The sequence below is a fragment of the Streptomyces canus genome (genome assembly GCF_041435015.1).
Taxonomy (GTDB): domain Bacteria; phylum Actinomycetota; class Actinomycetes; order Streptomycetales; family Streptomycetaceae; genus Streptomyces; species Streptomyces canus_G.
On the sequence record NZ_CP107989.1, the window covers coordinates 210,556 to 226,195 of the forward strand.

The 15,640-nt window shown below is 68.3% G+C and carries 13 protein-coding genes and 3 pseudogenes; 9 read left to right on the top strand and 7 right to left on the bottom strand.

What is annotated here, in order from left to right; all coding sequences use genetic code 11:
• The first annotated feature begins 798 nt into the window (after positions 1–798).
• On the top strand, positions 799–1,698 hold the full coding sequence (locus OG841_RS01000) for an aminoglycoside phosphotransferase family protein (protein WP_328643276.1): 900 nt from the start codon (positions 799–801) through the stop codon (positions 1,696–1,698).
• Between the two features lie 83 nt (positions 1,699–1,781).
• Here OG841_RS01000 and OG841_RS01005 read toward each other — a convergent pair whose 3' ends face one another.
• Together OG841_RS01005 and OG841_RS01010 are read right to left on the bottom strand one after the other, a co-directional pair.
• On the bottom strand, positions 1,782–2,888 hold the full coding sequence (locus OG841_RS01005; protein ID WP_328643275.1) for a serine hydrolase domain-containing protein: 1,107 nt from the start codon (positions 2,886–2,888) through the stop codon (positions 1,782–1,784).
• A gap of 157 nt (positions 2,889–3,045) precedes the next feature.
• Positions 3,046–3,193, bottom strand: a pseudogene (locus OG841_RS01010) (IS630 family transposase); the annotation flags it as partial.
• A 321-nt stretch (positions 3,194–3,514) separates the two neighbouring features.
• Between OG841_RS01010 and OG841_RS01015 the strand changes: the two are divergent.
• The 4 genes from OG841_RS01015 (at position 3,515) to OG841_RS01030 (ending at position 8,824) form a co-directional block, all read left to right on the top strand.
• Complete coding sequence (locus OG841_RS01015; protein WP_328643274.1) at positions 3,515–3,865, top strand: hypothetical protein; 351 nt, start codon at positions 3,515–3,517, stop codon at positions 3,863–3,865.
• A 279-nt stretch (positions 3,866–4,144) separates the two neighbouring features.
• The gene (locus tag OG841_RS01020) at positions 4,145–4,720 is read left to right on the top strand and encodes a PadR family transcriptional regulator (RefSeq protein ID WP_328643273.1); all 576 of its coding nucleotides are present in this window, start codon (positions 4,145–4,147) and stop codon (positions 4,718–4,720) included.
• Between the two features lie 94 nt (positions 4,721–4,814).
• Positions 4,815–6,539 carry an acyl-CoA dehydrogenase family protein gene (locus tag OG841_RS01025; RefSeq protein WP_371562614.1) on the top strand — a complete coding sequence of 575 codons (1,725 nt, stop codon included), beginning with the start codon at positions 4,815–4,817 and terminating at the stop codon, positions 6,537–6,539.
• 290 nt (positions 6,540–6,829) lie between these two features.
• Positions 6,830–8,824 carry a right-handed parallel beta-helix repeat-containing protein gene (locus OG841_RS01030; protein ID WP_365122753.1) on the top strand — a complete coding sequence of 665 codons (1,995 nt, stop codon included), beginning with the start codon at positions 6,830–6,832 and terminating at the stop codon, positions 8,822–8,824.
• 189 nt (positions 8,825–9,013) lie between these two features.
• Here the strand turns inward: OG841_RS01030 and OG841_RS48605 are convergent.
• A pseudogene (locus OG841_RS48605) lies at positions 9,014–9,718 on the bottom strand (transposase); the annotation flags it as partial.
• 70 nt (positions 9,719–9,788) lie between these two features.
• Here OG841_RS48605 and OG841_RS01040 point away from each other — a divergent pair.
• From OG841_RS01040 to OG841_RS01050, 3 genes are all read left to right on the top strand, one after another.
• Positions 9,789–10,178: a hypothetical protein gene (locus OG841_RS01040; RefSeq protein ID WP_328643269.1), complete on the top strand. Its 390-nt coding sequence runs from the start codon at positions 9,789–9,791 to the stop codon at positions 10,176–10,178.
• 97 nt (positions 10,179–10,275) lie between these two features.
• Positions 10,276–10,545 (top strand): hypothetical protein, encoded by a 270-nt coding sequence (locus tag OG841_RS01045; RefSeq protein ID WP_371562619.1) that lies wholly within the window; start codon positions 10,276–10,278, stop codon positions 10,543–10,545.
• 285 nt (positions 10,546–10,830) lie between these two features.
• Positions 10,831–11,577 (top strand): phosphotransferase family protein, encoded by a 747-nt coding sequence (locus OG841_RS01050; protein ID WP_365122761.1) that lies wholly within the window; start codon positions 10,831–10,833, stop codon positions 11,575–11,577.
• A gap of 166 nt (positions 11,578–11,743) precedes the next feature.
• Here the strand turns inward: OG841_RS01050 and OG841_RS01055 are convergent, their stop codons facing one another.
• Complete coding sequence (locus OG841_RS01055) at positions 11,744–11,914, bottom strand: hypothetical protein (RefSeq protein ID WP_328643266.1); 171 nt, start codon at positions 11,912–11,914, stop codon at positions 11,744–11,746.
• A gap of 199 nt (positions 11,915–12,113) precedes the next feature.
• On the bottom strand, positions 12,114–12,776 hold the full coding sequence (locus OG841_RS01060; RefSeq protein WP_371562624.1) for a non-ribosomal peptide synthetase: 663 nt from the start codon (positions 12,774–12,776) through the stop codon (positions 12,114–12,116).
• A gap of 566 nt (positions 12,777–13,342) precedes the next feature.
• Here OG841_RS01060 and OG841_RS01065 point away from each other — a divergent pair.
• Complete coding sequence (locus OG841_RS01065; RefSeq protein ID WP_371562626.1) at positions 13,343–13,924, top strand: hypothetical protein; 582 nt, start codon at positions 13,343–13,345, stop codon at positions 13,922–13,924.
• On the opposite strand, the pseudogene OG841_RS01070 reads toward OG841_RS01065, so the two are convergent.
• Both OG841_RS01070 and OG841_RS01075 read right to left on the bottom strand, forming a co-directional pair.
• A pseudogene (locus OG841_RS01070) lies at positions 13,903–14,444 on the bottom strand (transposase); the annotation flags it as partial. The gene OG841_RS01065 and the pseudogene OG841_RS01070 sit on opposite strands and share 22 nt — an antisense overlap.
• A gap of 153 nt (positions 14,445–14,597) precedes the next feature.
• Positions 14,598–15,500 (bottom strand): LysR family transcriptional regulator, encoded by a 903-nt coding sequence (locus OG841_RS01075; protein WP_365122766.1) that lies wholly within the window; start codon positions 15,498–15,500, stop codon positions 14,598–14,600.
• Between the last annotated feature and the right edge of the window lie 140 nt (positions 15,501–15,640).

The following is a 15,640-nucleotide window of genomic DNA, read 5'->3' on the forward strand; positions in this document are numbered from 1 at the left end:
GAGGCGGGCGAACCGGCAGTGCCGCAAGGAATTCTTTGCTCCGCCATAGGATGAGATTGGCCACTCCATTGGAGGTGACTGGGGCGGGCTTGGCGCAGAGCAGGGGAAGACTGAAGCCGGACGAGCCACCAGGAGTGTTCTGTTCACCGAGGCGTGGGCACTGTGCACCCGGGCGAGCCAAATGCTGTGAGGCGGCCCCACACCGCCGTGCCGTCTCCGGCCATGCACGATTCCGATGGCAATGGGGAGTTCGCGGCACACACACGGGCGGCGCGGACCATGCGGCCGGCAAAGAGGTTCGTGATCCACACGCGATGAGCAGAAGGCGCCGATGGTTTTGCAGAGATCCGGCTGAGACTACGCCCCAGCCGTTCCCGCACTCTTCCTGGGAGTGCCGCCCAGGCCCGGCTCCGGAAGGGGGAGGACAACCGCGAGGGAGACGGGACAGGAGCCGCTGACCGGCGGGATGGCCGGGCAAGGGAGTACGGCCACCCTCACCCGTTCGGGGATCTACCCGAGTCGGCACCTCATCCCGGCTACGGACCTGATGCCGACGTGGGCCACTCCCCCCTCTCGGGCCATGGGCCAAGGGCACGTCGGAATGGTGGGTGCGCCTTCAGGCTGAGAGGGCTCAGGTGTGTACTGCGGAGCTCGTGCCATGCTCCGAACCATTTCGAGTGGTGCCATCTCCTGATCTGCAGCTCTCAGAAACCGAATTGGTGATGCCGGAGGAATCACAGGGAGATGATCCGCAGTGCGTCAGCCGCTCCGCCTGCCGCCTCAGTACTGTGACGTCGCATGACCGACACCGAGATCGAGATCACCGCAGACCTCGTGCGCGACCTGCTGCAGGAACAACATCCAGACCTTGCGGGGCTGGCCATCCGCGAGGTGGCGGGCGGCTGGGGCAACCAAATGTGGCGCCTCGGGGACGAGTTGGCCGTGCGCATGCAGCGCATGGATCCCACTCCGGAGCTCCAGCTCAAGGAGCGGCGGTGGCTACCCGTGCTGGCTCCGCGCCTGCCCCTCCCGGTACCGACCCCGGTACGGTTCGGCGAACCGTCTCAGCGCTTCCCCAAGCACTGGACCGTGATGACGTGGGTGGACGGCGAGCCGCTGGACCACGGCACGATCAGCCGCGGCGGCCACGCGGCCGACACACTGGCGGGCTTCCTTCAGGCGCTCCATGTGGAGGCGCCCTCCGAGGCACCGATAGCTGCCGACCGCGGCGCCCATCCCAGGAACTGCACGGACGGCTTCGAGAACTTCCTCCGGGCCGTTGCCCCCGACGACGACATCACTGCCGACGTCCGGTCCGTCTGGGACGACGCCGTTGCAGCCCCCGCGTGGCAGGGCCCGCCGGTGTGGGTGCATGGCGACCTCCATCCCGCGAACGTCGTCGTCTCAGCCGGAACGCTCTCGGGCATCGTCGACTTCGGTGACATGTTCGCCGGCGATCCGGCGTGGGACCTCGCCGCCGCATGGGTGTTGCTCCCCACGGGCACCGCCTCACGGTTCTTCGACAGGTACGCGCACGCAGACGAGGCGGCGATCCGGCGCGCCCGCGGGCTGGCCGCGATGAAGAGCCTCTTCCTGATGCTCATGGGGCAGAACGGAGACCGGGGCCTTCCCGGCGGCAAGCCGCACTGGGGACCCGTAGGCCGGGCAGCACTCGATCGTGTCCTGAAGGGCGTCTAGTGCTGTGACCGCATTGGTTCGCCGGGTTGCCCGGGCGTCGGTCGCTGGTCGGCATGCACCGGACGGGATGGGAGGTACGGCTGTCAGTCGGCGAGCGCGGCGTTGACGATCGCCTTGATGTACGGAAGGTCATTGCCGGTCCCTGTCGGGTTCAGGGAGTACACCACGCGGTGTCGGAGGTCGCGGGTGGCGAAGAGCCCGTTGTCCCAGCCGGGGCGGGAACCGGTCTTGCCCCACGCGTACTCGCCACTTGGGAGCTGGTAGCGCAGGAGTCCGCCGATGCTGTAGCAGGCAGCCTGGCCAACGCAGTTCGTGTTGCCGGCGGCGCTCTTCACGTTCGGTACCTCGAAGACCAGCTTCTGCTGGGTGGGTGGGAGCAGGCTGCCCCGGAACAGTGCGGTGATGAAGCGGTCCAGGTCAGCGGCGGTGGAGACCATGCCTCCCTCGGCCCACGGGTATGGGCTCTGCTCGGTCACGTCCTGCCCATCGAGGTACACCTCCGCGTGAGGCGAGGGGATCGTCGGGTCGTCGGCGGCGGGCAGGCTGGTGTGCCTCAGGTGCAGCGGCCAAATGATCCTGCGTTGCAGTTCGTTGTTGAAGGAGTGGCCGGTGACCTTCTCGACAATCAGGCCGAGGACGAAGGAGTTGAGTCCGTTGTACTGCTGCTCGGAGCCGGGTGCGGGCGGCGCGTCGGTGGCTGCGGCGAACGAGTCGCGCAGGAAGTCTTCGGGCGTCACGGATTTGAGCTGCCATCCGGGTCCGTCGGCTGGGCCAGGGGTCGGGGCGGGCTTGGGCAGGCCGCTCGTGTGGTCGAGGAGCTGGCGCACGGTGACGCGGTCGTACTCCTCGGGCAGCGCCTGGGGGACGTACCTCCGCGCCGGTGCGTCCAGGCCGATCCGGTGCTCGGCGACGAGTTGGAGCACCACCGTGTTGGTGAACGCTTTGGTGACGCTGCCGATCCGGACATGGGCGTCAGCGGTGACTGGGCCGGCGGTGGCGCTCACGCCGTCCCGTCTGATCAGCGCGCCCGCAACGACGTCGTCGGGCAGGTGGTCGAGGATGTCCTGGACGGTGGGGTTCGCGGAAGCCGAGGCACTGGGAGCAGGTGTGGCGGCGGCCGTGGGCAGGGCAGCGCCGGCGGTGAGAGCGGTGGCCAGGGCGAGGGTGGTGGCGGCGAGGCGGATACGCATCGAGGTTTCTCCTCCACGGCGTTATGGCACTTGTTGACCACGCCAACTCTGCTGCGTGCAGCCGCCGTTGCCCATCAGTGATCACCCTGATCACGACCCTGGACTGCCCCTGACAGATGTGACCTGGTGCTGCCACCCCATCAGTTCGCCGAATTGGTCAGGCTACGGTCGTGAGCGGGCGTCCGCCCCAGCGGGTGCCATTCTCGCTGCGGATCCGGGCGCGTTCCTTGCGTTCCGGCGGCCAGGACGCCCGGGTGGCGGGCGTTGGCGTTGCGCCAGTGCAGGTAGGCGTGCAGGGCATGCGTCGGTCAGACTGCGCACACGCAGGATCGGGCACCGAACCTCCAGTGGTCGGATCGGACGTCGCCGCACATCCAACCGCTGCGACCACCACCCCGGCGAACCAACGCGGTCAGAGCACTGGCGTCCTGCGCCGGTGATTCGTCGGCGGAGGGGGCGAGGGAGTCGAACCGCGATGACCTGTGGACGACCACGTAATTCCCATTCCCCAGGGCCAACTTCACGTAATTCCCCAGGTGGCCGTCCGCCCTGGCAGCGGCCTCGGTGCTCACACAGGAGTGTTGCACCTCGGGAACCAGCGAAGGCGGCTGATCGTCTTCCCGGACATGCCTTCCGTTCTCATTCTCGGAGTCGATCCGAACACTGTGCCTGGCATGGACGGGGACGTGATCCGCGCGGCTCTCGACCAGGAACTGGCACGTTTCGGTGACCATGCCATCGATGCATCCATGACGCTGATTGCGCTGGACGAGTCAGCAGAGCCCGCGATGATCGCGGCACTGTCCGAGCGTGACTGGGACGTCGTCGTCATCGGTGGCGGGATCCGCAAGCCGGAACCTCTTTTGCCGCTCTTCGAGCAGGTCGTGAACCTGGTCCGACGGCATGCGCGGAAGGCTGCGATCGCGTTCAACACCAGCGGTGGCGACAGTGTCGAAGCAGCCAAGCGGTGGCTGTGAACCCGGGCCGGCCTGGTCAGCCGTGCTCACCCAGGAGGTAGCCCTCGGCCGTCGCCCCTCCTGCCAGCACGTCAACCCCGGCGTGGGGAGGGAGTTGTGCCGCAGGAGGGACCGCGGACAACTGGGCGGATGCGGGTGGAGAGCAGCTCGCTCCGAACGATTCCCTGGTGTCCCCGGGCAGAGCCCCGACTCCCGCGAAGGCCCCCGGCCGGGGTGAGCCGCGTCGCATCGGCGTGGGCGGGCTTGCTATGCAACGAGTTGCATAGCACGATCGTCGCCATGGCGCTCGAACACGCGATCCTGGTGTCGCTCCTGGAGAAACCGGGGTCCGGCTATGAGCTGGCCCGGCGTTTCGAGCGGTCCATCGGCTACTTCTGGACCGCGACCCACCAGCAGATCTACCGCGTGCTCAAGCGCATGGAGAACGACGGCTGGGTCGACGCCCGTGACGTCCCGCAGCACGGGCGGCCGGACAAGAAGGAGTACTCCGTCGCCGACCTCGGCCTGGCCGCACTGTCCTCGTGGCTGCACGATCCGATCGAGCCGGAGAGCGTCCGCCACGACCTGGCGGTGAAGATCCGCGGTGCCGCCTTCGACGACCCGGCCGCCCTGATCCAAGAGGTGGAGCGTCACCGGCAGGCGCACCGCGACCGGCTGGCGCACTACCTCGCGGGCGAGGAGCGCGACTTCACAGGGCCCGAGGCGAACGCGGCAGCGCCGGACGCACCACTGCACGCGGAACGCGAGCTCCAGCACGTCGTCCTGCGCGGCGGCATCGCCTACGAGCGGATGATGATCGGCTGGCTGGACGATGTGCTCGCCACGCTGGCCCGCTTCGGCCCTGCCGGCCACTGACCGCCGCATTCGCCCGCCGCTCCGTTCCTCCCGCTCCCCCAGCCTCAGACTTCGCTGTTTCTTACCTGTCCTCCAGACCTAAGGGGCCCTCACCATGGCTGACCAACTCCTCTTCAACCCGCGCACCTACGACCCCGCGCACTTCGACTCCGAGACGCGCCGCCTGCTGCGTGCCACCGTCGACTGGTTCGAGGAGCGCGGGAAGCGGCAGCTCGTCGAGGACTACCGCACGCGCGTCTGGCTCGGTGACTTCCTCGCCTTCGCCGCGAAGGAGAACCTGTTCGCCACCTTCCTGACGCCCTCCTCCGCCGCCGGGGAGAGCGAGGCGGACAAGCGCTGGGACACCGCCCGGATCGCCGCGCTCAACGAGATCCTCGGCTTCTACGGCCTGGACTACTGGTACGCCTGGCAGGTGACCATCCTCGGCCTCGGCCCGGTCTGGCAGAGCGACAACGCCGCCGCCCGCGACCGCGCCGCCCAACTCCTCGCCCAGGGCGAGGTGTTCGCCTTCGGCCTGTCCGAGAAGACTCACGGCGCCGACATCTACTCCACCGACATGCTGCTGGATCCGGACGGCGACGGCGGCTTCCGTGCCACCGGCTCCAAGTACTACATAGGCAACGGCAACACCGCCGGACTCGTCTCCGTCTTCGGTCGCCGCAGCGACGTCGAGGGCCCCGACGGCTACGTGTTCTTCGCCGCCGACAGCCGTCACCCGGCCTACCACCTGGTCAAGAACGTCGTCGACTCGTCCAAGTACGTCAGCGAGTTCCGCCTGGAGGACTATCCCGTCCGGGCCGAGGACGTCCTGCACACCGGCCGCGCCGCCTTCGACGCCGCCCTCAACACCGTCAACGTCGGCAAGTTCAACCTGTGCACCGCCTCGATCGGCATCTGCGAACACGCCATGTACGAGGCTGTCACCCACGCCCACAACCGCGTCCTCTACGGCCGTCCCGTCACCGCCTTCCCGCACGTGCGGCGCGAGTTGACCGACGCCTACGTCAGGCTCGTCGGAATGAAGCTGTTCAGCGACCGCGCCGTCGACTACTTCCGCTGTGCCGACCCCGACGACCGCCGCTACCTGCTCTTCAACCCGATGACGAAGATGAAGGTGACCACGGAGGGCGAGAAGGTCATCGACCTGATGTGGGACGTCATCGCCGCCAAGGGCTTCGAAAAGGACAACTACTTCGCCCAGGCGGCCGTCGAGATCCGCGGACTGCCGAAGCTGGAGGGCACGGTCCACGTCAACCTGGCGCTGATCCTGAAGTTCATGCGCAGCCACCTCCTCGACCCGGCCCACTTCCCGGACGTGCCGACCCGCCTCGACGCCGCCGACGACACCTTCCTGTTCCGGCAAGGACCGGCCCGCGGCCTCGGCTCGGTCCGCTTCCACGACTGGCGGCCCGCCTTCGCAACGTTCGGGCACCTGCCCAACGTCGCTCGCCTGCGCGAACAGGCCGACGCCCTTTGCGAGTTCGTCGCCACCGCGGCCCCCGACGCCGAGCAGAGCCGCGACCTCGATCTCCTCCTCGCCGTCGGCCAGCTCTTCGCCCTCGTCGTCCACGCACAGCTCGTCCTGGAACAGGCCCGCCTCACCGGCCTGGGCGAAGACGTGCTCGACGAACTCTTCGCCGTCCTGGTAAGGGACTTCTCCGCACATGCCGTCGAACTGCACGGCAAGGACTCGGCGACCCGGAACCAGCAGGAGTGGGCGCTGGGCGCGGTCCGGCGGCCCGTCGTCGACCCGGCGCGCACCGAGCGAGTCTGGCAGCAGGTCGAGGCTCTGTCCGGCGCGTACGAGATGGCCCCGTAGGCACGTCGCGCCGTACCCCTCACCGGTGGTGGCCCCGCAAGCCGCGCTGGAGCGGGACGAGGGCCGGCAGGTGTGCCCGGTGTGCGAGTCGGTATGGGTGGCTGCGGTGGATCACCGCAGCCACCCATACTCACCGCGGTCCATCCATCGGCCGGCCACATCTGGATCTGCTGAGGCGAACCACGGGTGGCCGCGATTCCGACTTTGGTCGACGATGCCGCTACCTCAGGACGACTGCGCACCATCTCGTGCTGCCCCAGGGTGGAACTTCCTTACGTTGAGGAGGCAGCATGGCGATCTTCCGGACCCGCACAAGGGCTGGCGTCATCACGCGGGCGGCGGTGGCGACCGGGCTCTCGATGGCGGCCGTGCCGTCTGCGGCAACGGCCCTACCGGCCCCAACGGCGACTCCCACGCAGCTGTACGTCGCCCCCTGGGGCAAGGACTCCTGGGCCGGCACCCTGAAACGGCCCTTCGCCACACCGGCACGCGCGCAACAGGCCGTACGCACCCGGGCACCGCGGATGACATCGGACCTGGTGGTGAACCTGCGCGGCGGAACTTACAGCCTCAAGGCGCCACTGCGCCTGTCGGAGGCCGCGGGGGACTCCGGCCGGGGCGGCCACCGGGTGGTCTACCAGCCGTACGGCTACGGGACACCGCGGCAGGAGCGGGTGACGATCAGTGGCGGCCGTCGGATCTCCGGGTGGCGGCCGGACCGACGGCTCAAGGGGTTCTGGCGCGCGGACGTGGGCGGGCTCGAGACCCGCCAGCTCTACGTCGATGACCGGCGCGCCACGCGACTCACGCACGACGGCACAGGCTTCCCGGGCACGCTGAAGGCGACCAGGACCGGTTACGTCACCACCAGTACCGTCCCCCGAACCTGGCGGAACCCCGGCGACATCGAGTTCGTCTACCGAGCCGGCTATCTCGAAGGCCGCTGCGGAGTCACGGGGATCTCCGCAAGCGCCCGCCGGACCACCGTCACCATGGACCAGCCATGCTGGGATCTGGCCCAAAAGCTGTACGGGGGCACGGAGTTACTCGAAGCCCCCAGCAGCGTGGAGAACTCCCCCGGCTTCGCACCCAAACCCGGAAGCTGGTATCTCGACCGCTCCCGGCCCGGACACCATGAGCTGCTCTACTTCCCGCGGCCCGCGGAGGACATGCGCCAGGCCAGGGTGGTCGCCCCGGTCCTGGAGTCCCTGGTCACCGGCACCGGCCGGCCCGGCCGCCCCCTCCACGACGTCGGCTTCCGCGGCCTGACGTTCGCGTACGCCACCTGGCTGGCGCCCAGCGAACCCGCCGGGTTTCCCTCGGCGTGGAGCATGTACCTGCGGCCCGGGAAGGGCGAGGACGCGAAGGTGCTCACGGTGCCGGGCACGGTCGCCTTCCGTACCGCCGAGCGGATCACCTTCGAGGGCAACCGTTTCACCCACCTGGGCGCCCAGGCACTGGAGTTCTCCGAGAACAGCTCGTACAACGTCGTCGACGGCAACGTCATCAGCGACGTCTCCGACGGCGGCATCCTGATGGGAGTGGTCCCGCCCGACCAGAAGGGGACCAACCGCGGCAACCGGATCACCAACAACTGGATCCACCACATCGGCGCGGACTACCACGCAGCCTCCGGCATCTGGGACACGGCGACCCAGGAGACCACCATCGCGCACAACCAGGTCAACGACGTGCCCTACACCGGCATCCTCTCCGGGCCCGGCGACGACCTGCGGGGCATCATGCGCCGCAACCGCCTCCTCGACAACCGCGTCTTCGCGACGAACCGGATCCTCGAGGACGGGGGCGGCATCTACCTGCGCGGCGAACAGGGCAGTTCCTTCGCCGACGGGGCCGTCATCAGCGGTAACGCGGTCACCGACAGCAAGCACGGCGACTGGAACGTCGGCATCTACACCGACGACAGCACCAACTGGGCCACCGTGGACCGCAACACGGTCTACGACTACGTCGCCTCCATCGGCGGCTGCAGCGAGGAATGGGGCAACCGCCCCGTCCAGAACGTGCGCTACCGCGGCAACTTCTGGGACGACGCCGTGCCCCAATGGCTCGAACGACGGGAGTTCCCCGGAGCCTGGCCGCCGGCCGACAAGCAGAACCCGGAGGAGGGGTGCGGAGAACCTCACCGCCTCGCCTTCGCCGACAACACCCTCCTGCCTCCTCGTAACCCCGGCCAGGCCTGCGCCGCCAACGCCGACTGCGCTGCCGTCCTGGCGAACGCCGGCCCTTCTCCGTTCCACCGCAAGCGCTTGGGCATGCCGTGACTGAGCACCGTATTCGCGTACGTGCCTATGGTTGTGCCCCTGCCCCTGTCGGCTTCACCGGAGCGGGAGGCGGGACAGTCGGCATCGCGAACGTCGCGCCTGCCGCTGCCACATGCTCGGCCAGGGCTGGGGGCCGGCCGAGGGCAGCGCCGCTGCCCTCGGCAGCGACCGGTGCTCATCGGACGGAGCTGCGCCAGGCCGTTCCCGTTCACCTTTACGGGCAGGCCGCAGCAACTGGACTCCATGCTCGGACAGTTCGCCTTCGCAACGACGGCCCGAAGTAGCTCTGGTCGCCGATGAGACTCTGTCGGGGGCGCTCTCGCAGAGGCTCGCATCCGGCGGCCAGGAGGTCGAGGAGGGTCTCGCGTTCGTCGGCCTTGGCCCCGGTCAGGACGAAGGCGATGGGCAGGCCCTGAAGGATGCCCACCAGGTGCAGGCGCAGGCCCAGAAGTAGCGGCTGTAGCGGGCGCAGTAGCCGTAATCGGCCCGGCCTGCCAGGTCGCAGCGTTTGACGGTCTCGCGGGTGCGGCGGCATTCCACCGGGGTGGAGCCCACGGCCCCTACGTCGTCGCTCCACACCGAGGTGGTGGCGGCCAGGATCCGGTTGACGCTTCGCATCGGACCAGCGGCCTTGCCGCTTGTTGTAGCCGGGCTGCCGGGGCAGGTAGGGGAAGACGTGGCTCGGGTGGGCACGGGCCTGGCGGAGCCATTCGGCCTCGGTGGCGGAGCCGAGTATGGCCTGCATCGTGGCGAGGGTGACCAGTTCGGCATCGCTCAGGCGGGGCGTCATGCCGACCGGCGGGCGCCACGGCGCCAGCTCGGGATGCTCCTTTCAGGATGGTCGTCGGTCGTCGCATAGTGTGCTGTCGCGAGGGTGTCCACGTCGTTCGTCACTAAATGATCTTGGACACCCTCGTTCTCGTCTCCGCAGGCACCCCTTGGACCACGCCACCAGGAGGAACCAGTGTCATACCCGCAACTGCTCACCCCCGAGGAGAAGCTCGCCGACGCGAAGAAGCAGCTGAGCCTCCCGCGTATCGTCGTGATCTGCGGCTCCACCCGCTTCATGACCGAGATGACCGAGGCCGATCTGCGGGAGACCAAAGCCGGAAAGATTGTCGTCAAACCGGGTTGTGACATGAAGTCGCCGCACGAACTGTGGTCCGATCCTTCCGAGGCCGAGGCGCTGAAGGTTCGACTCGACGATCTGCACCGGGCGAAGATCCGGCTCGCTGACGAGGTGCTCGTAGTCGGCGACTACATCGGAGACAGCACTCGAGCCGAAATCGTCTACGCCCGGTCGCTGGGCAAGCCCGTGCGGTTCACGCACCCCGAAGTCGACCCTGACGCCTGACCGCCCTCCGCCACCTCGACAACCAGGGCCGGCAGCCCGCCGCCTGATCCACGCTTCCTGCTCGCCACCTCGGTGTGTGGTCGGTGTCCGAGGGACGGTGGCTCCACGCAACCCGATCGCCGACGCCGAACCGGGCATCCTGCTCCTGCCCCGTGGTGACCACGTGATCTCTCTCGTCGGCCACCCGCGACTGCTCGACACGGCTACCGGGCGCCTCGTTGCGGAGTGGCCCGAAGTGGGCGTACCCGTCAAGTCCACATGCCTCGGCGTCAGCCACGTCCCCTCTCCCGCGGTCGCCCTCCATCCCGACGGTACCCGGCTGGCCATCGCGCAGGCTCAAAACATCGCCGTCATCACGCTCTCGTGATCCAGCCCGCTGCACAAAGGGTGATGGTGCGCACGGAATCCCGGATGCGCCCATCCGCTGCGCCTGGCGAACGCGCAGGTCACGAGATCCATTGCTGACAAGAGCACGGTTTTGCCAACCCGCTGCTCACGAACTCCCTTTGTTGCCAACGAAGTCGCGGATCCCAGAGTGAGTATCCCGGTGAGGTTGAGGTCCGCAAGGACGTCAGTGGGACGCGCTCAGCCGCGTCATCGCACGCGATAAACCCGGTGACGTCGACGATCAACCCCGGGATACTGGTCGCCCATGGATGAGGTCAAGGTCGTCGTCGCCCATTCCGAGCGCGCGACGCTGCGCGTCGGTGACGTGTTCTTGAAGGTGGACTCCGATCAGGCGCGCATCGACGTCGAGGTCGAGGCCATGGCCCTTGCGCCCGTGCCAACCCCACAGGTCCTGTGGCGGAAGCCGCCCGTGCTCGCGATCGCCGCAGTCCCGGGCGCGGCGCTCGGCCGCCTGGGCGAGCCGTCGACCGCGTCGCCGGCGACGTGGGCCGCGGCGGGCGCCGCCATCCGAAAGCTGCATGACGCACCGTTGCCGCCCTGGCACGGCCGGCGCCGCCGGGAGCCCGACGAGTGGGCGGCAGAACTCGACGGCGAGTGCGAGTTGCTCGTGAAGAACGGCGTCCTGCCCGCCGACCTGGTCACCCGCAACCGCCAGGTCGCCGAGGCCGCGCTCCGTCCGTGGACTCCAGCATTCACGCATGGCGACCTGCAGATCGATCACGTCTTCGTCGACGGTGGCGAGGTCACCGGCATCATCGACTGGTCCGAGGCGGGCCGGGGTGATGCCCTGTTCGACCTCGCCACCTTCACGCTCGGACACGAGGAACACCTCCACGACGTCATCGCCGGCTACGGCACCGACATCGACCTCGACGAGATCCGCGCGTGGTGGTCGTTGCGAAGCCTGCTGGGGGTTCGCTGGCTGATCGAGCACGGCTTCGACCCCTTCGCGCCGGGCTGTGAGGTCGACGTGCTGAGATCCCGGATGTGAGGCTGTGCGGGCCCGACTGCTGCTGATGCGTTCTGACGCCTCGAGCAGGCCATCCGTTGGAGCGATCGCCCGCCCTCGTTCCCGACAAAACGCGGTGCCCACTCGCCGCCTACAGATGAGGGCCCAGCCAAGGGACGAGCGCCGTGGTGAACGCCGTCACGGATCCTCAGGCGACCCAGCGCCGCGGCACGACCGAGGCGTTCCACGCCCCAGCGGTACACGCCCCCGCCGGAGCCGTGCCCGGTGTGCGCCCGGCGAGGCGCGGGGTGATCTGGAACTGGCGGACCTTGTCCCGGTAGACCCCGTGGTCATAGCCACCGTCGGCGTACTGACTCATGAGTCTTCGCAGTTCAGGGTGGGGGATCTTCCGTCGGAGGGCACAGCCCCCGCCCTTCTTCCCCCGTCACGTTTCGCACGCTGACTTTCACCCTCGCGCGGTCAAGCCGCCTCCGGTGGCTCCACCGCGCATCAGCATGCCCGCACGCTCCCGTCGGCCAACAACAAGCCGAGCTTCCAAACTCACAAGGAGGCGACGACTACGTCATCAATGCGATGTGGGGGTGCTGGGGCGCCGCAGGGCAGATGTACAACTGCTGTCTGTAGCCGCTGCCGATCTGGACCGCGGTGGGCCGCCCGGGGTCGAAGTGGTCCAAGGGGGAGGACGGTTCAGCAGCTGGGTTCTCGTACGGGGACCAGCTGCGCCCTTCGTCGTCCCCTTCTTCGAACGTGGCGATGGTCAGCAGGACTTCCATCCCAGTGCCGCATTCAGGGCAGGGCCGCGGGGTGGGGTCGGTGGAGTCCCAGGCGGGCCAACCGCCGACCTTCCAGCCGGGTGCGCTGGACAGCACACAGTCGTAGTACGTCTGCGGGTCCATATCTTCTTCGGCTGCCTGTGGCACACTCCACTGCCTGAGCTGCTCCTGCAGTTCCGTACTCAGCTCCAGGTGGTCGGGATATTCGGTGATCTGTTCCGGGTGGAGCAGGCACGGCTCGGGCAGGTAGCTGTCGAACTGCATCGCGGGTGGTTCGGGGGGTGTGCTGAGGATGTCGGTGATGGTGGCTGCCGACCGCCAGAACAACGCGGTCCTGGGCATGATCGGATGGTCGAAGGGGCACCACAGAACCTGCAGCAGATCCGTTCCTTCAGGCGTGAGCAGATCGGGCACATCCCGTGCGTACAGTTGCGCGACGGGCAGCATCGCTATGGAACCGTCGTACGGCTGGACCGCCACCCTCAGCGGATACTCACGAGAGGGCCGGATTCGCTCGAGGGTCTCTCGTTCCTGCGGGGTCAAACTCCGGCCGTGCGAGGCGGCACGGATCCGTCGTTCCACCCGCACATCCGCTGGGGACAGGGCCGGGTTCACCCCGTCCACCACATGGGGGCCCTCGCAGTGGGGCCACGGCTCGCCGGCCGGCCACAGGAGTGGCCCGCCGACCGAGCTGTCGTACCACGTCGGTGCCCCGGGTCGCGGGTGCAACCGGGTCGCCGTGCGTGCCAGCGGGACCAGCTGAGGAAAAACCGCGGCGACATCGAGCGGCCGTGGCGGAGTGACAGGAGTGACATTCATAGCCACGATCTTGCCAACTGCCTCTGACAACGGCTCTCGTAGCCGCCCAGGCAGCTCTCTCCAAGCGTTCCGCAGCTGCTCTGTTTCCCGCACTTCTCAGGTACTCAAACACTCACTTGAGATGATGTCTCGATTGACTGGTCGAGCATCATAATGAGGTATCCCGGGGCTGGCCCGCACTGCATGATCGTGACATGACGAATCCTGCTTCCTTCCGTGACCAGTCCAACTGGGGCGATGGCTACGAGCTGGCCATCGAGGTTGGCTCCACTGGTAACGCCGAGCTGCAGACCCTCCTGAGTGCTCTGTGGTCGGCGGCAGGCGTGCGGGGGTGCTTCGGGCACCGCGACTGTGAGCCTGACGAGCAGGATGAGGTGCCGTGCACGGTGGCCTCTCTGAGTGAGTACGGCCACCTGCTCGGTCAGGTCCGCTTGCCGACGGGGCAGATGGCGGTATGCGGTTGCATGGCGGTCCGCGGTGGTGACGAAAGCAGTGACTGGCTGGACTTCTACGTTCCCACAGGAGCGTTGGACAAGACGGGCGCCGTGTACTGGGACGGCCAGCCGCACTTCAGGTCCGCGGTCATCGACGACTGGCTCGCCGGCATCGCGATGGAGACCTTCAAGCAGGCGCCGTTCAGCTTGGGTGTCGTCGGCTGGATGGTCTCCGGAGGTGCCGACGCCTCAGTGCTGGCGGGCGAGTTGCCCCAGGAACGCGGTATGGGATACCTGCTGCCGCGTGGCGGGGTCCTACGCTACGGGGCTGCCAACACCTGACGCCAACGACTCCCGCCGGCGCGAACTCTGCGGTGGCAGATGAGACTGCCGGCGGTGCCGACGAAGGCGAGGAAGTGTTCGGCCTTGCGCTCGTATCGGCGGTGCGGCCGACGACAGCCGTTCAGCCAGGACATCGTGCGCTCCACCACCAGCGGTATCGGCCCGGGCGCCCGGAAGGCTCGATACCGCGGCGGGCCATGCGAGGCACGATTTGCCGTCGCCGCAGCCAGTTGCGCAGATGGTCGAAGGCGCAGCCCTTGTCCTTGTGCAGCTTGGCCGGGCGGCGGCGCCGGGGCCCATGGCGGGAGCGGATCGGCGGGATGCCCTGCATCAGCGGGATCAGCGCCTGGCGTTCGTGCAGGTGGGCAGCGGAGATCCCCACCGAGATCGGCAGGCCGTTGCGGTCACCGATGACGTGAATCTTCGCCCCGAGCTTGCCGCGATCGGTCATTCGGTCCAGTCAAAGGCCCCCTTTGACCGCACGGACACTGGCCGAGTCCATCGCACAGCGCGACCCGTCCGGGGCCGTCATCGGATGCTGAGCCGCCGGCGTAGCGAGGTCGTGTCGGACATTCAGCAAGACCACCGTCGTCGTCATCACCGCGAAGTCCGCCGGGCGCAGGGTCTTCGGCCTCGCCACCGCAGGCGTCCGTCTCGCTTGGCCTCTTGCGCGTCAGTCCGGCAGCCAGTGCAGCTCGTGCGCCAGGGTTTTGGCGACGGCACGGATGCGGCGGTGCAGTGGCGACTGCTCGCGTGGCAGGACCAGGTGGATCGTCAGGCTGGGCGCGCCTCGCAGCGGTCGCCAGGTGAGACCGGCCGGTTGCGCCGTGGCCGCGGCTTCTCCGGCCGGGGCGAGGGTGACCCCGTCGCGCAGGTCACGCTGAGACATGTCGAAAGAAACTGCGGGCGTGTGGAACCGGGGGTGTGGTCGGGTGTCTCGGAACAGTGCGGAGAGCTGATCGTGGATCACGGGGTTGGCCGCACGGTCCGGGAGTCGCAGCGGATACGCGGCCGCGTCGGCGATCTCGATCTCCGGGTGTTCGGCCAGCGGATGGTGCTGCGCCAGCTGGACCCCGATGCGCGCACGCCGCAGCAGGAACCGGCGCACGCCACGGCCCGGCTGTTCACCGCGGGTGATCCCGGCATCGATGCGGCCGTCGGCGACCGCGGGGGAGATCTCCGGTGTCGCCATCGGGACAGCGCCGACCTCGAGTCCGCTGTTGCCGCGAATCAGCCTGTCCACCAGGGCTGGTGCCGTCTCGGCCCCGGTGCTGAGGCTGTATCCGATGCGCAGCATGCCCAGTTCACCGGCCGCCGCGCTCCGGGCGGTGTCCCATGCCCGGTCCAGCGCCGCCAGCGCGGGCGGCGCGGACTCCGCCAAAGCCGCACCGGCCGTGGTCAATACGACGCTACGCGTGTTGCGGACCAGCAGGGCCGTACCGAGTTCCGCCTCCAATCGGCGCATCCGGGCGCTGAGTGCGGGCTGTGCGATACCGATCCGTGCAGCCGCGCGGGTGAAGTTCAACTCCTGCGCCAGCACCAGGAAGTACCGCAGGCTCACCGTATCCGGCGCCACGTGCCCTCCCTGCCGATTGATAACGATCCGTTCTGAGTCTATCCAGTACCGGTCTTTCCCTCGACCGCAGATCAAGCCCTAACCTGCGCATGCGGGACCGATCGATCTGAGTGTCGATTCAACGTCGGACGTGTCCGGCC